Origin of the sequence: Rhodoligotrophos sp. CJ14 (genome assembly GCF_038811545.1) — a bacterium.
Lineage (GTDB): Bacteria > Pseudomonadota > Alphaproteobacteria > Rhizobiales > Im1 > Rhodoligotrophos > Rhodoligotrophos ferricapiens.
This window is the reverse complement of the sequence record NZ_CP133319.1, coordinates 1325005-1345939: the sequence shown is the minus strand read 5'-3', so window position 1 is coordinate 1345939 and position 20935 is coordinate 1325005. Positions and strand designations below refer to the sequence as shown.

At 61.8% G+C, this 20935-nt stretch carries 16 protein-coding genes; 7 read left to right on the top strand and 9 right to left on the bottom strand.

Annotated elements, in window-relative coordinates:
• Positions 1 to 53: 53 nt before the first annotated feature.
• From zwf to tkt, 4 genes are all read right to left on the bottom strand, one after another.
• The gene (zwf, locus tag RCF49_RS06165; RefSeq protein ID WP_342643162.1) at positions 54 to 1610 is read right to left on the bottom strand and encodes a glucose-6-phosphate dehydrogenase; all 1557 of its coding nucleotides are present in this window, start codon (positions 1608 to 1610) and stop codon (positions 54 to 56) included.
• A gap of 4 nt (positions 1611 to 1614) precedes the next feature.
• Positions 1615 to 2598: a phosphogluconate dehydrogenase (NAD(+)-dependent, decarboxylating) gene (gene gnd, locus RCF49_RS06160; protein ID WP_342643161.1), complete on the bottom strand. Its 984-nt coding sequence runs from the start codon at positions 2596 to 2598 to the stop codon at positions 1615 to 1617.
• A gap of 38 nt (positions 2599 to 2636) precedes the next feature.
• Complete coding sequence (locus RCF49_RS06155; RefSeq protein WP_342643160.1) at positions 2637 to 5513, bottom strand: bifunctional transaldolase/phosoglucose isomerase; 2877 nt, start codon at positions 5511 to 5513, stop codon at positions 2637 to 2639.
• Positions 5514 to 5590: 77 nt separating this feature from the next.
• Entirely contained in the window at positions 5591 to 7720 is a 2130-nt protein-coding gene (gene tkt / locus RCF49_RS06150) for a transketolase (protein ID WP_342643159.1), read from the bottom strand.
• A 339-nt stretch (positions 7721 to 8059) separates the two neighbouring features.
• On the opposite strand from tkt, the gene RCF49_RS06145 reads away from it, so the two are divergent.
• Complete coding sequence (locus RCF49_RS06145) at positions 8060 to 10453, top strand: glucan 1,4-alpha-glucosidase (protein WP_342643158.1); 2394 nt, start codon at positions 8060 to 8062, stop codon at positions 10451 to 10453.
• 175 nt (positions 10454 to 10628) lie between these two features.
• Here the strand turns inward: RCF49_RS06145 and RCF49_RS06140 are convergent, their stop codons facing one another.
• The 5 genes from RCF49_RS06140 to RCF49_RS06120 all read right to left on the bottom strand — a co-directional run bounded on the left by RCF49_RS06140 (position 10629) and on the right by RCF49_RS06120 (position 13830).
• A complete protein-coding gene (locus tag RCF49_RS06140; RefSeq protein WP_342643157.1) occupies positions 10629 to 10901 on the bottom strand; it encodes a PepSY domain-containing protein in 273 nt (90 codons plus the stop codon).
• 21 nt (positions 10902 to 10922) lie between these two features.
• Positions 10923 to 11705 (bottom strand): lytic murein transglycosylase, encoded by a 783-nt coding sequence (locus RCF49_RS06135; RefSeq protein WP_432807392.1) that lies wholly within the window; start codon positions 11703 to 11705, stop codon positions 10923 to 10925.
• Positions 11706 to 11836: 131 nt separating this feature from the next.
• Entirely contained in the window at positions 11837 to 12364 is a 528-nt protein-coding gene (locus RCF49_RS06130) for an OmpA family protein (RefSeq protein ID WP_342643155.1), read from the bottom strand.
• Between the two features lie 57 nt (positions 12365 to 12421).
• Positions 12422 to 13063: a L,D-transpeptidase gene (locus RCF49_RS06125; protein WP_342643154.1), complete on the bottom strand. Its 642-nt coding sequence runs from the start codon at positions 13061 to 13063 to the stop codon at positions 12422 to 12424.
• A 116-nt stretch (positions 13064 to 13179) separates the two neighbouring features.
• Positions 13180 to 13830: a TerC family protein gene (locus tag RCF49_RS06120; RefSeq protein WP_342643153.1), complete on the bottom strand. Its 651-nt coding sequence runs from the start codon at positions 13828 to 13830 to the stop codon at positions 13180 to 13182.
• Between the two features lie 363 nt (positions 13831 to 14193).
• Here RCF49_RS06120 and RCF49_RS06115 point away from each other — a divergent pair, with 363 nt between their 5' ends.
• The 6 genes from RCF49_RS06115 to RCF49_RS06090 all read left to right on the top strand — a co-directional run bounded on the left by RCF49_RS06115 (position 14194) and on the right by RCF49_RS06090 (position 20893).
• Positions 14194 to 14775 carry a sigma-70 family RNA polymerase sigma factor gene (locus RCF49_RS06115; RefSeq protein ID WP_342643152.1) on the top strand — a complete coding sequence of 194 codons (582 nt, stop codon included), beginning with the start codon at positions 14194 to 14196 and terminating at the stop codon, positions 14773 to 14775.
• A complete protein-coding gene (locus tag RCF49_RS06110) occupies positions 14772 to 15440 on the top strand; it encodes a ChrR family anti-sigma-E factor (protein WP_342643151.1) in 669 nt (222 codons plus the stop codon). Before RCF49_RS06115 ends, RCF49_RS06110 begins: the two co-directional genes overlap by 4 nt.
• Before the next feature lie 296 nt (positions 15441 to 15736).
• Entirely contained in the window at positions 15737 to 17329 is a 1593-nt protein-coding gene (locus RCF49_RS06105; RefSeq protein ID WP_342643150.1) for an ABC transporter substrate-binding protein, read from the top strand.
• A 36-nt stretch (positions 17330 to 17365) separates the two neighbouring features.
• A complete protein-coding gene (locus RCF49_RS06100) occupies positions 17366 to 18322 on the top strand; it encodes an ABC transporter permease (protein WP_342643149.1) in 957 nt (318 codons plus the stop codon).
• Positions 18319 to 19278, top strand: a complete 960-nt coding sequence (locus RCF49_RS06095) for an ABC transporter permease (RefSeq protein WP_342643148.1) — start codon at positions 18319 to 18321, stop codon at positions 19276 to 19278. Before RCF49_RS06100 ends, RCF49_RS06095 begins: the two co-directional genes overlap by 4 nt.
• Complete coding sequence (locus RCF49_RS06090) at positions 19268 to 20893, top strand: ABC transporter ATP-binding protein (RefSeq protein ID WP_342643147.1); 1626 nt, start codon at positions 19268 to 19270, stop codon at positions 20891 to 20893. The genes RCF49_RS06095 and RCF49_RS06090 overlap by 11 nt, the downstream gene beginning before the upstream one ends.
• Positions 20894 to 20935 lie beyond the last annotated feature (42 nt).

Below are 20935 nucleotides of genomic sequence, written 5' to 3'. Positions count from 1 at the left end.
CCGGGCGGCAAGGCCTGATCCCTCCTGTCCGGAAGTTCGTTGCGATGGCTCGTTCATGTCAGCGGCAACCATTTGAAGCCGTCACGCGCAAGCAGCGCATCAGCGGCGGCGGGGCCAGCGGTGCCCGCTTCATAAAATTCAAGAGGCGCATCATTGGCCGCCCAACCATCCAGCAAGGGCTGAACCTCGGCCCAGCCGGCCTCGATATTGTCCGCGCGCTGGAACAGGGTGGCATCGCCGGTGAGGCAGTCATAGATGAGCGTCTCATAGCCCGTAGACGGCTCCGCCTTGAAATAATCGGAATAGCGGAAATCCATCCGCACATCCTCGATCTCGACCTCGCGGCCGGGCCGCTTGGCGGCAAAGCGCAGCGAGACGCCTTCGTTGGGCTGAATGCGGAACACCATCATGTTCGGCTGAATCTCGCCGACATTCAGATTGCGGAACAGCACATGGGGGGCTTGCTTGAACTGGATGCCGATCTCGGTGCGACGGGTGCACAGGGATTTTCCGGTGCGCACATAAAAGGGCACGCCCGACCAGCGCCAATTGTCGATCATGAACTTCATGGCGACATAGGTCTCGGTCATGCTGGTGGGTGAGACGTTGGGCTCGTCGCGATAGTTGTTGACCGGCTTGCCGAGCACCTTGCCCGCGCGATACTGGCCGCGGACGGCGTTCCTCACCGCTTCTTCGGGCGTCAGATTGCGGATTGCCTCGACCGCCTTGGCCTTCTCGGACCGGATGGCATCCGCATCGAAGGAGTTGGGCGGCTCCATGGCGATCATGGAGAGAAGCTGGAACATATGATTGGGGACCATGTCGCGCAGCGCGCCGGTGGCGTCGTAGAAGCGGCCGCGATCTTCAACGCCTACGGTCTCGGCTGCGGTGATCTGGACATGGTCGATATGGTCGCGATTCCAGATGGGCTCGAACAGGCCGTTGGCAAAGCGCAGAACCATGATGTTCTGCACAGTCTCCTTGCCGAGGAAATGATCGATCCGGAAGACCTGGCGCTCGTCGGCAACCTTGAGGATCTGCTTGTTCAAGGCTTTCGCCGATTGGAGATCCGTGCCGAAGGGCTTCTCGACGACGACCCGGCGGAAGTGGGCGCCGGATTCGTCAAGAAGGTTTGCACGACCGAGCTGCTCGACAACTGGCCCGAAGAAGCGGGGAGCCACGGCGAGGTAGAATACCGCGTTGCCGCAGCCGCTCGCCTGTTCACGCTGGTCCAGCAGCGCCTTCAGCTTGGTGAACGTTTCGATATTGCCGAAATCACCGGAGACATAGAAGGTGCGGCTGATCAGCCAGTTCCAAGCCTGATCGTCCAGTTCGGCTGATGCGAACTCGCCGCGTCCCGAGGCGATCAGCGCCCGCATGTTCTCGGTGAGATGATTGCGGAAGCCCTGATCATCATTGGGAACGAGATCAACGCCGATGATCTGGAATTTATCATCCAGCGCCTGGTCATTGACCAGATTATAGATGGCCGGAATGAGCAGGCGCTTCGTCAGGTCACCGCCAGCACCGAAGATCACCAGGGTGGACGGCGGCGCGGTTTTGGAATTGCTGGGCAGGCATGCCGCAGCTGTCTTGGTTGGCGCGTCCATAGGCTCAATCTTTCAGCTTGAATTCGGTGTGGCCGCCAAATTTGAACCGCATGGCGGACAGGAGCTTCTCGCCGAAGGTGTGGGAGAGGCGGGAGCGGAAGCGGGCAAAAAGGGCTGCGGTCAGCACCTCCGCAGGAACCGCTTCCTCGATGGCCGCATTGATCGTCCAGCGGCCTTCACCACTATCGGCCACCTCGCCGGGATAATCCTTGAGCGAGCTGTCCTCGGCGAGCGCCTGGGCGGTCAAGTCGAGCAGCCAGGATGAAATGACACTGCCACGGCGCCAGACCTCGGCGATGTCGGCCATGTCGAGCGTGTAACGCTCATTTTCGGGCAGCGCCTCGGAAGATTTGTTCTTGAGGATGTCGAAGCCCTCGGCATAGGCCTGCATCAGACCATATTCGATGCCGTTGTGGACCATCTTCACGAAATGGCCGGAGCCAATGGGACCTGTATGGATATAGCCCATCTCCGGGCGGGGGTCGCGCCCTTGACGGCCCGGCGTGCGCTCGATCGAGCCGATGCCGGGGGCGAGGGCGGCGAGGATCGGATCAATGTGGTCGACCGCTTCCTTGGCACCGCCGATCATCATGCAGTAGCCGCGCTCGAGACCCCAGACCCCGCCCGATGTGCCGACATCCACATAGTGAATGCCTTTTTCCTTGAGGGCGGCGCCGCGGCGGATATCGTCCTTATAGAAGGTATTGCCGCCATCGATGATGATGTCGCCGGGCTTCATGAGGCCCGACAACTCCTGAATTGTGCTTTCGGTTGGCGCGCCGGCGGGCAGCATGACCCAGACCACCCGCGGGGCGTCGAGTTTGGCCACGAGATCTGCAAGGCCCGAGGCGCCGGTGGAGCCTTCACCGGCCAGTTCCGTGACTGCAGCTGCGTTGCGGTCGTAAACCACGCAATGGTGGCCCGCACGGGTCAGCCGTCTGACAATATTGCCCCCCATGCGTCCCAAACCGATCATTCCAAGCTGCATCGCCATAGTCCCTTTTATGGAAATCAGTGAGAGTCGAATCAGGTGAGTGCGTTATCGATCGCTCGGGCAAGCCGCTTCAGTCCGCCCTGAACATCACTGCCGAGGTGGACGCGCAGGGCACGGCGGTCACGTTCGGCAAGCACCGCAAAATCCCCGCGGGCCTGGGCGAGAATAACCACGCCAAAGCTGTATTTGCGGCCTGGCACGGCAAGATCCGCTGAGGGATCGGCCGTGATCTGCAGGAACACCCCTGAATTGGGTCCGCCCTTGTAGGCCTGGCCGGTCGAGTGAAGGAAGCGCGGGCCAAAGCCGACGCAGGTTGCGACCTTCAGCCGATCACGGATGCGGGTGCGCAGCGCCGTGAGCGTCGCCGTGTTCTCAGCATTGTGGTCGATATAGGCGAGGAGGGCCGCATAATCGCCAGGTCTGGCGCGGGCGAGATGCGCCTTGATCACGGCATCGACCGTCTTCTCGCCGGCAGCGGCGCTGAGCGCTTCTGCATTCTTCGGATCCGCATAGAGGGTGAGCCCGTCAGCGGACAGCAAGGGCGTCTCCTCGGGAAGCTTGCCCGTCTGCTCATATTCATCCGTGAGCTGCCGGGTTGCGATCTTGCTCGCCTCGACATCGGGCTGATTGAAGGCATTGATGCCGATGACGCTGCCCGCAACAGCGGTCGCGACTTCCCAACGATAGAATTCCTGGCCTATCTGATAGGGGTCGGCCAAGCTGATGCGGACCACCGGCTGGCCAGCCTGTTCAAGGGCCGCGATGGCAGCATCCTGTGCCTCATCGGGAGCACTGTCGAGACGCAGATAGGCGAAGATGCGGTCGCTGCCATAGACGGTGGGCGCGCCCAAAGGCTCGGCATCGACGGGGATGATGCCGTGGCCCTGCTTACCGGTCGATTCGGCGAGCAGCTGTTCCAGCCATGCGCCGACATCGGAAATGCCCGGGGAGGCGATCACCGTCACCTTGTCGCGACCGGTTGTGGCGCCAATACCGAGGATGGTGCCGAGCAGAATGCCGGGGTTCTCCAGCGGTGGCGCGTCGGGGCCGCAGCTTTCGACCATGATGGCGGTGGCTGTGAGGAAGCGGTCGAGGTCAAGCCCCATGACGGCCGCGGGGACCATGCCAAAATTCGACAGGACGGAATAGCGTCCGCCAATGCCGGGATCGCCGAAGAAGATATGGCGGAACTTGTCTTCCTCGGCCACCTGCTGCATGTGCGAGCCGGGGTCGGTCACGGCGATGAAGCGGCTGCCGGCCTTGTCCTGGCCGATCGCCTTGCCTACGGCGTCGAAGAAATAGTCCTTGAGGATATTCGGCTCGAGGGTTGATCCGGATTTGCTCGAGACGATGAAAACGGTGTTCGCAAGGTCAATCCGGCGCTCGAATGAGGCGATCTGCTGGGGATCGGTTGAATCGAGCACGAGCAGCTCGGGATAGCCTTCCTTCTTGCCGAAGGTGCGCGTGAGAACCTCCGGGCCCAAGCTTGATCCACCCATGCCGAGGAGCAGGGCGTGCTTGAAGCCGGTATTGCGGATATCCGCCTGAAGGTCAGTCAAGACCTTAATATCGCGCTGCTCGATGCCGACAATATCGAGCCAGGCGAGCCATTTCGCTTCATCGCTATTGGTCCAGAGGCTCGCATCGCGCGCCCAGAGCCGCCGCTGCAGGCCAGCAATGCGCAGTTGATCAAGCCGCGTCTTCACCGCCTCGTTCATGGCCGGCGGCAGGCTATAGGTCTGGCCATTGAGCTTGGTGCCAAGGCTCTGCCGCCGCTTCCCGGCAACGGCGCCCAAGAGGCCATCGAAGGCATCGGCAAATTGCTGCACGCCCTCGGTGACGAGCTGATTTGTGACGCCATCGAGATCGAGCCCGAGCCGCTCGGCGGACGCGAGCACGGCCTTTGCGCCTTCAATGTCCTCGGTGAGGCTTTGCCGCGGGCGGCCATGGTCGCGGAAGGCATCCATGGTGGCGGGCGGCATGGTGTTCACGGTGTCTGGGCCGATCAGCTCCTCGACATAGAGGACGTCGCTATAGGCCTTGTTCTTGGTGCCGGTAGAGGCCCAGAGCAGGCGCTGAGGCCTTGCACCAAGCTGGGCGAGCTTCTGCCAGCGCGGCGTTGTGATCAGCTCCTGATAATATTCGTACGCGAGCTTGGCGTTGGCGATCGCAACCTTGCCCTTGACGGCGGCCAGCTCTTCGGCCTTGGGGTCACCGGCGGCGATGCGTGTTTCGATCTTTTTGTCGATCGCCGTGTCGATGCGGCTGACAAAGAAGCTTGCGACGCTCGCCACGCGAGAAATATTCCCGCCCTTGGCGTGGTAGTCCTCGAGCCCCGCGAGATAAGCCTCAGCCACGGCCTTATAGGCTTCCTGCGAAAAGAGCAGGGTCACATTGATATTGATGCCTTCACCGATGAGGGTGCGAATGGCGGGTGCGCCGGCTTCGGTGCCGGGAACCTTGACCATAAGATTGGGGCGATCGACCGCGTTCCAAAGGCGGCGGGCCTCGATGACCGTGTCTTCCGTGCGCAGAGCGAGATAGGGCGAGACTTCCAGGCTGATAAAGCCGTCGGTGCCGCCGGTTTCGTCATAGACGCCGCGCAGGGTATCCGCCGCCGCCTTAATGTCGCCGATGGCCAAGTGCTCGTAGATCTCCCCAGCCGACCGGTCGCCTTCCGCAACGAAACGGGCGAAATCCTCATCATAATCCGTGCTGCCGCCGATCGCCTTCTCGAAGATGGAGGGGTTGGAGGTCACACCCTTCAGGCCGTCGTTGCGAATGAGCGCGGCGAGCCCGCCGGATGCGATCAAGCTGCGCCGGACATAATCGAGCCAGACCGACTGGCCGAAATTTGCAAGCTGCTGCAGCGGATTTTCTGTCGTGATCGGATGTTGTGCGGTCGTCATCAACTACTCCATGCGGCAGGCATTGGAAGCGGCTGCCGCGCTCGCCCTGAGCCCCAGGCTAAACTCATACGGTTTATTCACCGTTGCGCGATCTGGGCGCGCGCGGCTTCGTAGATCTTCTCCGGCGTGAAGCCGAATTTCGTCAGCAGCGCCTTCAGCGGCGCTGACGCGCCGAAAGTGTGCATGCCGATCTTGGTGCCGATCCTGCCGACATACCGGTCCCAGCCGATGGTGGAGGCCTGCTCCACCGAGACCCGGGCCGTGATGTGCGGCGGCAGCACTTCGTCACGATACGCCTGATCCTGCATCTCGAACAGTTCCCATGAGGGCATGGAAACGACCCGGGCGCGAATGCCCTCCTGTGTGAGCCGCTCAAAGGCCGAGAGGCAGAGCGAGACCTCGCTGCCCGTGGCGATCAGGATGACCTCGGGCTCGCCCTGGTCAGGATCTGCGAGCACATAGGCGCCTTTGGCAGTGCCTGCGGCAGAGGCAAATTTCTGCCGGTCGATGGTCGGAAGATTCTGGCGAGACAGGATGAGGCAGGCCGGTGTGTGATGCCCGCTCAGCATCACCCGCCAGCATTCGGCGACCTCATTGGCATCCGCCGGACGCAGGGTGAGAAGGCCCGGAATGCTGCGCAGCGCCAAAAGCTGCTCGACCGGCTGGTGGGTTGGCCCGTCCTCGCCGACGCCGATCGAATCATGGGTGAAGACATAGATCACCGGCAGCTCCATCAGGGCCGAAAGGCGGATGGCGGGCTTCATATAGTCGCTGAAGATCAGGAAGCCCGAACCGTAAGACCGCAGCTTGGAGAGCGACATGCCGTTGCAGATGGCGCCCATGGCATGCTCGCGGATGCCGAAATGGAAATTCCGCCCGAGATAGCTGCCAGCCTCGAAATCGCCCGCACCCTCAAAGGTGAGCCTCGTCTTGGTCGAGGGGGCAAGGTCGGCGGCACCGCCCAGAAGCCATGGCAAATTTGGTGCGATGGCATTGAGCACCTTCGCCGAGGCGTCACGGCCGGACAGCCCCTTGGGATCAGCGGGGAAGGTGGGGATGTCCTTATCCCAGCCATCGGGAAGCCCCCGGGACTGCATGAGCTCGATCTCACGGGCGAGGTCCGGATGGGCGGCCCGATATTGCTCGAACAAATCCGCCCAGGCGGTGCGCAGCGCGCGGCCGCGGGCATTCATGCCTTCGGCAAAGCGCTCGCGGACGCCATCGGGCACAAGGAATTTCGCGTCCTCCGGCCAGCCATAGGCGCGTTTCGCCAGGCGGATCTCGTCTTCGCCGAGGGGCGCGCCATGGGCTGCGCTCGTGTCCTGCTTGTTGGGCGCGCCGTAGCCGATGTGGCTCTCGACGATGATCAGGGTGGGGCGGTCGGTGGTCTCGGCGGCGGTCGCCAGCGCCCGGGCCAGCCGATCGGTGTCATTGGCATCGGACAGGCGCAGCACGTGCCAGCCATAGGCGAGGAACCGGGCGGCCACGTCTTCGCTGAAGGCCAGGTCGGTGTGACCTTCGATGGTCACGTGGTTCGAGTCATAGATCCAGCAGAGATTGGAGAGTTGGAAGTGGCCGGCAATGGAGGCTGCCTCGCCGGAAATGCCCTCCATCATGTCGCCATCACCACAGAGCGCATAGACCCGATAATCGAAGAGCGGAAAGCCAGGACGGTTGTAGCGCTCAGCAAGCCAGCGCTCGGCGATCGCCATGCCGACGGAGGTTGCGACGCCTTGCCCCAGGGGGCCGGTCGTGGTCTCAACGCCCGAGACGAGGCGATATTCGGGATGGCCGGGACATTTGCTGTCGAGCTGGCGGAAATGCTTGATGTCGTCCAGGGTGACCGCCGGTGCGCCAAGAATCTCGTAGTCCGGGTTCACCGATTTGACGCCGCTCAAATAGAGCAAGGAATAGAGCAGCATCGAGGCGTGGCCGATGGATAGGACGAAGCGGTCGCGATTGGGCCAGATCGGATCTTCCGGATCAAAGCGCAAGAATTGCTGCCACAGAGTATAGGCTACGGGCGCCATGGCCATGGGCGTGCCGGGATGACCTGAGTCAGCCTGCTGCACCGCGTCCATCGACAAGGTTCGGATGGTGTTGATGGCCAGGAGGTCGATTTTATCCTGAGGCTTCAGCCCAGATGCCGGGCCAGCGATGGATGATGCCGGGGGTGTTCTGCCTGCATCCACGCCTTTGAAAGTCATTCCGCACTCCTGTGGGATCTATTCTCTGGTGCATTTAAGGTGAAACAATAATGACTGTGTTCTAAACAGTATTTATTGTTTCCAGTCGACGTGGCGTGCAAATGCTAGGTGCGAAGGCGCGCCGCTGTCAACTGATGAGCGGCCGCTGCGTGTCGGCGTGCCGGTATTCCGTCTCTATCGGGAAACGGCATATTAAGCGGCGCGCGCGAATAATCCGTGACATTGCCGATCAGCCCGCAGAACCCTGTTGGGCGGGTCGCGGTTCCCTGTCAGGCTGGCTGGGCGCCAATCGACGAGCCTTTACCGATTTCGCGGACAATCTCACAACGGAGCACGCGCATGCAGGCACCTGGGGGGCCGGGGATGGAGGCCCGGTGGACGTCGAGCGCCAAGAGTGGTGTTGGCACGGCGCTGACTGCGAATAGCAGGATCTGGTTCACGATCAGCCACGGGATTCTCAACGAGATCTATTTTCCGCGGGTCGATACCGCCTGTACCCGCGACTTCGGCCTGATCGTGACCGATGGCAGCGATTACTTCTCAGAAGAAAAGCGCCATGCCGAGCATCACATCGAGATGATCGACGAGGGCGTGCCCGGCTTCCATGTCACCAATCTCGCGCTCGACGGCCGCTACAGGATCGAGAAGCGGATTATCACGGATCCGCTCAGGGACACCGTGCTGCAGGAGGTGAGATTCGAGCCCCTGCACGGCAGTTTGCGGGATTACCGGCTCTTTGCGCTGATCGCGCCGCATCTCGTCAATGCGGGGGCGCATAACACCGCGTGGATCGACGACTACAAGGGCACCCCGATGCTGTTTGCGCGCGGCCTGTTCGGTGCCTCGCTGGCGGTCGCCTGCTCGATCCCCTGGCGCGCCCGCTCGGTCGGTTATGTCGGCAGTTCCGATGGATGGCAGCAACTCGCGCAGCATAAGCAGTTGGTGAGCTGCTATAGCGAGGCGCCCGACGGGAATGTCGCCATGACCGGCGAGATCGACCTGGCAGCGACGGGTGGCGAGCCTTTTCTGCTCGCGCTTTCGATCGCCAGCCGGCCGCAGGAGGCTGCGTATCGCGCGCTCGCCACGATGCAAGCGGGCTTCAAGGCGGCACTCAAAGGCTATACCACGGGATGGCGGGCCTGGCAGGATAGCCTTCTCCCCCTGGACCGGCCTCAGGCCGGCCGCATCAACCATTACCGGGTGAGCACCTCGGTTCTTGCGGTTCATTCACCCGTCTCATTTCCCGGTGCCGTGATCGCCAGCCTGTCGGTGCCGTGGGGGACCGACAAGGGCGACGAGGATCTTGGCGGCTATCACCTGGTGTGGCCACGGGATCTCGTCGAGACGGCGGGCGGGTTCCTCGCGGCTGGCGCGGTGAACGAGGCCAAGGCTGTGTTGCGTTACCTTCACACGGTGCAGGAGGCGGACGGCCACTGGTCACAGAACATGTGGCTCGATGGCGAGCCCTATTGGCGCGGGGTGCAGATGGACGAATGCGCCTTCCCGATCCTACTCATGGATATGCTGCGCCGAGAAGGCCACCTGTCGGTCGATGATTTCGAGCGGTTCACGCCAATGGTGCAGAAGGCGGTCCGCTATCTCGTCTGCAACGGCCCGGTTACCGGCCAGGACCGCTGGGAAGAGGATGCGGGCTTTTCTCCCTTCACGCTCGCGGTCGAGATCGCGGGTCTGCTTGCGGGCGCGGATATTCTCGAGCTGGCGGGCCATAAGCGCGATGCGCAATATGCGCGCGATACGGCTGATTGCTGGAATGACGAGATCGAGCGGTGGACATTCGCGACCGACACGCCGATCTCCGAAAGGCTTGGCATTTCCGGCTATTACGTGCGGATCGCACCACCCGAGCAGGGAACGGCCGCATCTGCGATGCATGGCTTTGTCCCGATCAAGAACCGCCCGCCCGAGAGCACGGACCAGCCGGCCAGCCAGATCGTGAGCCCGGACGCTCTGGCCCTGGTGCGCTTCGGCCTGCGCGCGGCGGATGATCCTCGCATCCTCGACACCGTCAAGGTGATCGATGACATGCTGAAGGTGGAATTGCCGCAGGGCCCTGTCTGGTACCGGTATAATGGCGATGGCTATGGTGAGAAGGAGGATGGCCGGTCCTTCGATGGGATCGGCGTCGGGCGAGCCTGGCCGCTGCTCACAGGCGAAAGAGCGCATTACGAGATCGCCGCCGGCCGGAGCGAGGAGGCGGGGCGCCTTTTGAAGACGCTGGAAAGCTCGTCAAATGAGGGCGGCCTTATTCCCGAGCAGGTCTGGGACAGCGAAGACATTCCCGAGCGCGGGCTCTATCGGGGCAAGCCTTCGGGAAGTGCCATGCCGCTGGTCTGGGCCCATAGCGAGCACATCAAGCTGTTGCGGTCGCTGCATGACGGCCGGGTGTTCGACATGCCGCCACAGCCGGTCGAGCGCTATCAGCATCGCAAGATCACGGCGTCTTTCCGTTCGTGGCGGTCCAATAATCGTGTGCGGACCATCCCTCAGGGCAAGACGCTGCGCGTGGAGGTCATGGCGCCGGCAATCGTCCACTGGACCATAGACGACTGGAAAACCACGCAAGACAGTCCGGTTGAGGCCGCGGCCTTTGGGATCTATCTCGTTGATCTTCCGACGGAACAGGCGCCGGTTGGAACCCGTATCGGCTTCACATTGAAGTGGCTCGAGCAGGAGCGCTGGCAGGGTGAGAACTACGAGGTGGTTATCGCCTAGAGCGTTTCCGCTTTTTCTTTGAATCGCGAAACCGCTCTAGTTCTTGCTTGGTCGCATTTTCTTCACGCGAACCGGTATCCGCTTCGCTCGAAAATGCTCTAGAAGACCCGAGAACAATACGGGTGATCGGCATCCGCATTGTTCGTCGCGCCAGTGGAAGAGAACCGCTGCGCCATCAATCACGCACGCAAGATTTCTCCTGGAGTGTGTTGGGATCCAGCCTGATCTCGTATTCGGCGCCATCGGATCCTATGGCGTCGCTCACCTCCCAGACTGTGTCATTGTCTTCCAGTTCGATCTCTTCCCAAGAGCTGAAGCCAAGCTCCTTCCGCTTGGCTTCGATCCTGGTCCTCTCTTCGGAGGTGGGCGCATGGTCTGCTTTGCTGGAGCAATCGCCAGCACCATCGCGCCCGCCAGGAGCGCGGCATGCAAGGTTCTCATCGGACAAACCTTCTCTGTCGACGCTACGTTAATTGGTCGGGGAGAGCCGGGTTGCGAAGAGGGCGATGGTGCGCGCGTAGACATCGGCGCGGTTCCATTCCTTCAGCACGGCGAAATTGGGCTCACCGGGCTCCCAGCCAGCACCCGGCCTCCAGCCATAACCTTTGAGATAGTTGGCGGTCGATGCCAACACGTCGGGGACGCTGCGGATCAGGTCGCGATGGCCATTCCCATCAAAATCAACGGCGAAGCGCAGATAGTTGCTCGGAAGGAACTGGGTCTGGCCAAGCTCTCCGGCCCAAGCGCCACGCATCTGTGAAGGCCGGAGATCGCCACGCTCGATGATTTGCAGCGCGGCCGAGAGCTCACGCTGGAACATTTCCGTGCGGCGGCAGTCATAGGCGAGGGTTGCCAGTGCGCGAATGGCATCCTGCTTGCCCATATTGGTGCCGAAATCGGTTTCAAGCCCCCAGATGACAACGACAATCTGAGGGGGCACACCATAGCGCTGCTCAATCCGCCTCAGCAGGGACGCATGACGCCTCAGCATGGATTGGGCCTTCTGGACACGTCCGGCGGTGATGCGGGAATTGGCGAATTGCTCGAAGGACTGCTTGAAATGCTTCTGGTTGCGATCGAGCTTCAGAACTTGCTGGTTGAGAGTCAGCCCGTCGAGCGCCGAGAGGGTTCGAGGGGACAGATTGGCATTCTCAGCCTTGAAACTCTTCACCCATGCGGGAAAGCCCCCTGGCGGCTCGCATTGCGCGGCATGAGCGGTTCCTGAAAAGACACCGAACAAGGAGAAGAGCATTACGCCGACGCCTGCAACGCGAAATAGGGTAAATCCTTTCATGGGCTGCGTCTCCGTGAGCTTGAGCTGCCGTGAATTACCGGTTTAGGCAAGAAGTGCGCCCAGGCTACAGCGAGTTCGCTGTGATGCGGTTAACTCACGGGCTCGTCCTGCAGATTGGTGATTACGCGCCTATTCTGAGATACGCAGGAAACATCCGCACATTCGCGAACAAGACGGTCGCGTCCATAACCCTTAACAGTCATACGCTCCTGGGAAACACCGAGCGAGGCGAGATAATCACGCACCGCCTCGGCGCGACGCTTGGATAGATCGAGATTGGCCGAGGCTGATCCGGGGTCGTCGGCAAAGCCCTGAATTTTCACGGGCCATTGCGGATATAGCTTCAGCCATTCCGCCTGCTTCTGGAGCGTCACCTTGGCCGTTTCATCGAGGGTAGCCGAGCCGGCGGTGAAATAGGTGCGCCGGCCGACATTCACCATGAAGTCCTCTTCCGTTCCGGGCTGAGTGAGGGCGGCGCTGGGCTCGCCTTCCGACAAGACCGGCGGGGCCGGCAGCTGCGGGCCCTGGGTGGTCGCGCCGCCGCAAGCCGCCAGCCCGCAGGCCATGGCTATGAGAAAGGCCACGCGGGCCGCCGCCGTCATCGCGCATGCCGTCATCCCCAATCCCCCCTGTCTGTCCCCGCCTCAGAAGCGTGGCGGCAACGCGCCGCTCATTCAGGCATCCATCGAACCCAAGTGCTTCAGCACCAGAACAGCAGTGCCCTTCGGACAACGCTGATAGAGATCAATCACATCCTCGTTCAGCATCCGAATACAGCCGCTCGAGACATCATGGCCGATGCTCCAAGGCTCCACCGTGCCGTGAATACGATATCCGAGATCGCTGCCGTCTCGATACAGATAGAGGGCCCGCGGCCCCAGCGGGTTGTCGGCACCGCCCTCCATGAAGCGCGGCAGTTCGGGCCGGCGCTTCAGCATCTCGGGCGGTGGCGTCCAGCTCGGCCAGATGGCCTTGCGATCGATGCGCGCGCGCCCGTACCACTTGAACCCTTCCTTGCCGACGCCGACGCCATAGCGCAGCGCCGTGCTGTTCTCGAAAATCACATAGAGGAAGTGATTCTGCGTATCGACGACGACAGTGCCCTGAGGCTCGATACTGTCATAAGGCACGATCTGACGGCGCCACTTGCGGTCGATCCGCGCCAAATTGGTCGAGCGGTAGGTCACCCCGTTATCGACCACAGGCGGGCCGAAAAAGGCTTGGGTGTTCGCCGGTTGGCTGAGAGCGGGCCATGCATGGCCGGCGCCGGTCAGAGCGAGCGCGCCGGTCATAAAGCTTCGACGTGTAAACGACATTCCCCCACCCCTCGAAAGAAGCCGCATTGTGTCCTGTCGAGGGAATAGTTGCAGATTTGTATCTCTGGTCAACCGTCTGTGTAGAGATATTGCGGTTTACATGCTTCGGATCTGCGCTAGCTGAGATGGGGCCACACTTCCAACGCACCCCGATAGATCATCTCACAGGCGACATAGAAGATGATGGCAAGGCCCACATAGGCGATCCAGCGATGCTTGTGCAGCAAGCGGGCGATGAAGCTCGCGGCCAAGCCCATCAGAGCGATCGAGAGGACAAGTCCGAAGATGAGCACGATCGGGTGCTCGCGAGCCGCCCCCGCGACAGCCAAGACATTGTCCAAGGACATTGATACGTCGGCAATGATGATCTGCCATGCGGCCTGTGCAAAGGTCTTGCGTTGCGGATTGCCGGCGACGGTGCCGTCTTTGTTCAGATCAGCCTCGGAAAGCGCCTCCATGGCGTCGGGCTCGTGATGGCCTCCGGCGCGGAGCTCGCGCCACATCTTCCAGCACACCCAAAGCAGAAGCACGCCGCCGGCCAACAAAAGGCCGATAATCTGCAGAAGCTGAGTGGTGAGCAGAGCAAAGACGATACGCAGGGCGGTCGCTGCAAGAATGCCGATGAGGATGGCCTTTGTGCGCTGGTCCTTGGGAAGACCGGCGGCTGCAAGGCCAATGATGATCGCGTTGTCACCCGCCAACACCAAGTCGATCATGATCACCTGGAAGAAGGCGGTGATGAGTTCGGGCGTGATGAAATCGAACATGAAAATGGTCCGTCGCTGTCCACAAGACGTACAGACGCGGCAAACCGATTTCGGGAGCAGCGCAGACCCAACGAGCATTCGCCTCTGAGTCCGCAGCGCGCGAAGGAAAATCAGCCGGCCACTCTGTGGTCGTCCAGTCCGACATCGCAGCCTGCGGGGTAGACTGCCAGAGGGGCCCGGCCTGGCGCGACTTGTGTAAAGTCAAATCGCCTTGCGTGCAAGCAACAGCTATCCGAACCAACGACCAGCTTAGCAACCCTGAACCGCCCCTTGCGTTGCCATCGATACCCTCGCGGGTCTATGCTGGGGGCAGTCAGCGGCCCACATCGATCCGTCAGGGGGCCGGGCGACCAAGCGCTGAATATGACAGACAGCATCAAACAATTTCAGGGCAATGGCAGGTTGCAGGACGAGATGGCGGCGCTGGTGGCGCGCATCGCGAAGGGTGACCGCGAAGCCTTTGCAACCTTGTTCAATTACTATGCACCGCGCCTCAAAAGCTTCATGCTGCGTCGGAGCGCCGATCCCGAGACGGCCGAGGAGCTGGTGCAAGAGACCATGCTGGCTGTGTGGAACAGGGCATCCAGCTTCTCTCCCGCGAAAGGCAGTGTCACCACTTGGATCTATACGATCGCGCGTAATCTGCGGATCGACAGGTTGCGACGCCAGCCGGCCCAGACCTTCTATGACATCGACGATTTTGATGAGCCCTCGGCAGAACCGAGCACAGAGGAGCGGCTGATCCAGAACGAGAGCGAGGCGCAGATCGCAAGTGCGATCGAGGCCTTGCCGAAAGAGCAGCTCGACGTCATCTCTCTATCATATGTCGATGACCTCTCGCAGTCGGAGATTGCGGAGCGGCTGGATGTTCCTCTGGGTACGGTGAAATCGAGAATGCGGCTTGCTTATCAAAAGCTCAGGGATGCGCTGGGAGGCCAGTCGTGAGGGTGCATCATCACCCGGACTGCGCCACGCTGATGGCCTATGCCTCCGGCACGCTGAGCGAAGCCCTGACGATGGTGGTGGCCTGCCATGTGGCCTGGTGCCCGCAATGCCAGCGGGAGCTTCGGTGCCATGAGGAGACGGGCGGGGCGATCATCGACCGCATGGAGGCCGTTCCCGTCAAGCCGGGCTGTCTCGATGCAGTGCTGCAGCGCATCGATGCAGAGTGCCGCGAGGCCAGGGCCCGGGACTGTGCGCCGGAGCTTGCGGGCGAAGCGCATCGGATGGGCCTGCCGCGCCCTCTCTGCCGGCTTTTGGGCCGGTCTCTCGACCAGCTTGCCTGGCGGCGCATTGCACCCGGCGTGGCGGTCTATCGGATCAATTTGGCGCGCGGCGCGCGCGGCCGCCTGATGCTGATGAGAATCGCGAGCGGCAAGGCTTTGCCCCGTCATGGCCATTCTGCGGGCGAGATGACCATGGTGCTGCGGGGTGCCTATCGGGATGAGGTGGGACGCTTCGCGATGGGTGATATTGCCGATCTCGGCCATGATATCGAGCATAAGCCGGTGACTGATTCAGGGGCCGACTGCATATGCCTGATCGGCAGCGAACGGCCCTGGCGGCTCAGAGGTCTGCTCCGCCTCGTGCAGCCGATCCTGCGGCTTTGACCCTCGGTTTCTCCACGGTTTTTCCGCCAGATTTCCAGATATAGCCCGACTTTGGTCGCATTGTGCGGTGCCGATTTGGCGTTGACCGGATCCGCGCGGCATGTGACCGTATGTCGTGGTGAGGGAAGGATCCACGGAGGACGGCACCCGGAACGGGTGCGGATGACATCCGCCCGGCTCCGACACTATCGAATAAGCCGGCACAGATCGCGGGTTCAAGGTGCCCATAAAGCCAGAGGCACCAGCTCGATCCTCCGACTGGGACCCGACCCGTATGGGATTGGGGAGGCTTGTTCATGAGCGAAGAACTCGAGCGCATTGGCCGGGAGGTGAAAACCGGCCGGGTGACCCGTCGGGAATTCATCGTGGCGGCGGTTGCCGCAGGACTGACCGCGAGCACGGCGAGCACTCTGTTCGCATCCCTCGCGCGGGCCGAGCCGAAGACCGGCGGCCATTTCAAGATCGGTATCGGCGCGGGCTCGACCACCGATTCGATCGACCCGCAGACCTATCTCGACACCTATATGCAGTCGGTCGGGCATTCGGTGTTCAGCTATCTGACCGAGGTTGATCCCGAAGGCAAGCTGACCGGGGAAGTGGCAGAAAGCTGGGATGTCTCGCCGGATGCGAAGACCTGGACCTTCAAGCTGCGGCAAGGCATCGAATTCCATAATGGCAAGACGCTCACGTCGGAGGATGTGGTCAATTCGATCAACCATCACCGCGGGCCTGATTCCAAATCCGCCGCCAAAGGCATTGTCGATGCGATCGAGGATGTGAAGGCGGACGGCAAGGACGTCGTGGTGTTCACCCTCAAAGGCGGGAATGCGGATTTCGCTTACCTGCTCGATGATTATCATCTGGCGGTGTTGCCGACCAAGGACGGCAAAGCCGATGCGAGCGGGGTCGGCAGCGGCGCCTATATTCTCGAGCGCATCGATTATGGCGTAACGGCTGTCGTCAAAAAGAACCCCAATTACTGGAAGAGCGGCCGCGGCTGGTTCGAGAGCGTCGAGTTCCTGGCCATCAAGGATGTGGCTGCGCGGACCAATGCGCTCACGACCGGGCAGATCCACGCGATAGACCGTTGCGACCTCAAGACGATCCATCTGCTCGAGCGCAACCCGAAGCTGGAAATCATATCCATCACGGGCACCCAGCATTACACACTGCCGATGCTTGTCGATCATGCACCGCTCGACAATGTGGATGTGCGGCTCGCGCTCAAGCATGCAGTTGACCGCGAAAAGCTGGTGCAAACCATTCTGCGCGGCTACGGGGCGGTTGCCAATGATCACCCGATCAGCCCGGCCAACCGGTTCTTCGCCAAGGATCTCGAGCAGCGGGCCTATGATCCCGACAAGGCCAAGTTTCATCTGAAGAAAGCCGGCTTCGAGACCTTGCGTATCGACCTGTCGACGGCGGATGCCGCGTTCTCCGGAGCGGTTGATACGGCTGTGCTCTACAAGGAGCATGCAGCGGCTGCCGGCATCGACATCAATGTGGTTCGCGAGCCAAATGATGGCTATTGGGAGAATGTCTGGATCAAGAAGCCGTGGTGCTTCTGCTACTGGTCAGGGCGGCCGACCGAAGACTGGATGTTCTCACTGACCTATTCGGCGGATGCGAGCTGGAACGACACCCATTGGAAGAACCCGGAGTTCAACAAGCTGCTGGTTGAGGCGCGCTCGGAGCTCGATGAGAAGAAACGGGCGGAGATGTATGCGGAAATGCAGCGTCTCGTCCGGGATGACGGCGGCACCGTGGTGCCCATGTATGCCAATTACGTCAATGCGCTATCGAAGACGGTCGGCCATGGCAAAATGGGGAACAACTGGGATCTCGACGGTCTGCGCCCGGCCGAGCGCTGGTGGTTCACCGAGGCATGAGGGCTTGATGCAGGCTGCAGCCATGGCCGGAGCGAAATGAACAAGGTCGCGAAGATGACGGCCCAGCGTTTGGCGCTGGGTCTCCTTGTGCTCTGGATTGTCTCGCTGATCATCTTCCTCGCGGTGTCGTTCCTTCCAGGCGACATCGCGACCGAGATGCTCGGCCAATCGGCAACTCCGGAAACGGTCGCGGCGTTGCGTCGGGAGCTCGGGCTCGATCTGCCGCTGCATACGCGCTATCTCGAATGGCTCGGCGGTATGCTGCACGGGGATTTCGGGCACTCGCTGGCCAATAAGCGAGAGATCGCCGAACTCCTGGGCTCGCGCATGATCAATACGCTGTTCCTGGCAGGGGTGGCGGCGATCATCTCGGTGCCATTGGCGCTGGCGCTCGGCGTTCTCGCCGCGCTCTATCGCAACTCGTGGTTCGACCGGGCGATCAATGTCTCAACCCTATCGTCGATTTCGTTCCCGGAATTCTTCGTCGCCTATATCCTCATCATGTTCCTCTCGGTGAGGCTGGGCTGGTTCCCGTCGATATCGAATCTCAGTCCCGGCATGCCGCTGATCGAACGGCTGCATGCGGTCGCACTGCCGGCGCTTACCCTGACGCTGGTGGTGGTCGCGCATATGATGCGGATGACCCGGGCGGCGATCCTCAATCTGCTGGCCAGTCCCTATATCGAGATGGCGGCGCTCAAAGGCATGTCGCGCAGCCGCATCATTCTCCATCATGCGCTGCCCAATGCGCTTGCCCCGATCATCAACGTGGTCGTGATCAACCTCGCCTATCTGGTGGTGGGGGTGGTGGTGGTCGAGGTGGTGTTCGTCTATCCCGGGCTTGGCCAACTGATGGTCGATTCCGTGCAGAAGCGGGATCTGCCGGTGGTGCAGGCCTGCAGCCTGCTCTTCGCCGCAACCTATATTCTCCTCAATCTCTCCGCCGATATTCTGTCCATCCTCACCAATCCAAGGCTGATGCATCCGCGATGAGCGAACCCGCAATGGCAGATGAGACAGGCCTCAGACCCCAGGGACTCACGCCGGAGGCGGGAGCACCGGAAGATGAGCAAGCCGCTGTGCTGGCGCTTGCGGCAAACCCGTGGCGTGCCCGCGGAACCGCGATCTGGAAGGCGCTGCGCCAGGCGCCCATCACGGCTAAGCTGGGGCTCGTCGTCATCATTGCCTATGTCTTCGTGGCGCTGTTTGCGCCGGCTCTCACGCCTTATGGCGAGTCCGAGGTGGTCGGACTGCAATTCGAGCCCTGGGGCGATCAGTTCCTGCTCGGCACCGACAATCTCGGCCGGGATATGTTCACGCGCCTCATCTATGGGGCGCGCAACACGATCGGCATTGCCTTTCTCACCACCATCCTTGCCTTCCTGATCGGCGGTGGAGCAGGGCTGATGGCGGCCACGGTCGGGGGGTGGACCGACCAGATCCTGTCGCGGATCGTCGATGTGCTGATGGCGATCCCGAGCCTCATCTTCTCGCTATTGCTGCTGACGATCTTCGGTACCTCCATTCCGGTGCTGATCATCGTCATTGCGGTGCTCGATTCGACGCGGGTGTTCCGGCTGGCGCGCGCGGTCGGAATGAATGTGGCGGTGATGGATTTCGTGGAGGCGGCGCGCCTGCGCGGGGAGGGGCTCGGCTGGATCATGCGCCGCGAGATTCTGCCCAATATCATGCCGCCGCTCACCGCGGAGTTCGGCCTGAGGTTCTGCTTCGTGTTCCTGACGATCAGCGCTCTGTCCTTCCTGGGGCTCGGCATTCAGCCGCCCACGGCCGATTGGGGTTCCATGGTGCGCGACAATGCCACGCTGATCACCTATGGCGATATCACACCGCTCCTGCCGGCCGGTGCGATCGCCGTGCTCACGCTCGCGGTGAATTTCGTGGTCGACTGGTTCCTGCACAAAACGAGCGGGTTGCGTGATGAGCAATGACCATAGCGATCGCGAAATTCTGCTCGAGATGCGGGATTTGCGCATCGAGGGCTGCGGCGATGACGGCTGGCACGAGATCGTCGGGGGTATCGGTCTGCGGCTCGCGCGCGGCGAGGTCCTCGGGCTGATCGGGGAATCGGGCGCTGGAAAATCGACCATTGGGCTTGCGGCGATGGGCTATGCACGGGGGGGCTGCCGCATATCCGGCGGCGAGATCCTGTTCGATGGGCGTGACCTTAGGAAACTCGGGGATGGCGAGCTGAGGCGGTTGAGGGGCGCCCGCATCGCCTATGTGGCGCAAAGCGCTGCGGCCTCATTCAATCCCGCACATCGGCTGATCGATCAATATGTGGAAGTCGCGGTCCGGCATGGGGTGAAGAGCGAGGCGGAAGCGCGCCGGGAAGCGGTCGAGATCTATCGGCGATTGCGATTGCCCGAGCCGGAGATGATCGGCGAGCGCTATCCGCATCAGGTGTCCGGCGGCCAGCTGCAGCGGGCGATGGTGGCCATGGCGATGGCCTGCACGCCAGACCTCATTATTTTCGACGAGCCGACGACGGCGCTCGATGTCACGACGCAGATCGAGGTGCTTGCCGCCGTCAAGGATATCGTGCGGGATTCCGGCACGGCTGCCCTCTATATCAGCCATGATCTGGCGGTGGTCGCCCAGCTTGCCGACCGGATCATGGTGCTGCGGCACGGGCAGATGGTGGAAGAAGGGCCCACCAGGGACATTCTCGAAAACCCCAAGCAAGAATATACCCGGCGTCTGCTCGCGGTTCGCGCAGCGGCCAAGGCGGAAGAAGCCGGTTTGGATGTGCTGTTGCGCGTGCATGATGTGACGGCCGCCTATGGGGGCATCATCAAGGTGCTCGACAGCGTGACCATTCAGGTGCCGCGCGGGCGCACCGTGGCGGTGGTGGGCGAATCCGGCTCGGGCAAGTCGACACTGGCGCGGGTGATCTGCGGGCTGCTGCCGCCTTTGCGGGGCGAGATCCTGTTCAAGGGCAAGCCCATGCCTGCGATGCTCAAGCATCGCAACAAGGACGCGCTTAGGCGGATCCAGCTCATCTATCAGATGCCGGACACGGCGCTCAATCCGCGACAGCGGGTCCGCGAAATCCTGGGACGGCCGCTCGAATTCTATCTGGGGCTCACGGGTGGTGAGCGCGATGCCCGGCTCAAGGCCTTGATGGAGATGATCGAGCTTGGGCCGGCCTTTCTCGACCGGTTTCCCAGTGAGCTCTCCGGCGGGCAAAAGCAGCGGATCTGCATCGCGCGGGCGCTCGCCGCGGAGCCGGATCTGATCATTTGCGATGAGGTCACCTCAGCCCTCGATCCCCTGGTTGCGGAAGGCATTCTCAAGCTGCTGCTTCGGCTGCAACAGGAGCTCAGGGTCTCCTATCTGTTCATCACCCATGACATCGGCACGGTGCGCGCGATCGCTGACGACATTGTCGTCATGACTCGCGGCCGGGTGGTGGAGCAGGGGCCGAAATCGCAGGTGCTGAGCCAACCTCAGCACAGCTATACGATGAAGCTCCTGGCATCGGTGCCGGAGATGGATCCGGACTGGCTCGACCGTCAGCTCGCCGGCCGGCTTACAGCTGCTTAAGCAGCAATCCCCGCATGGTTCCGCCTTGACGTCAGGGCGCGC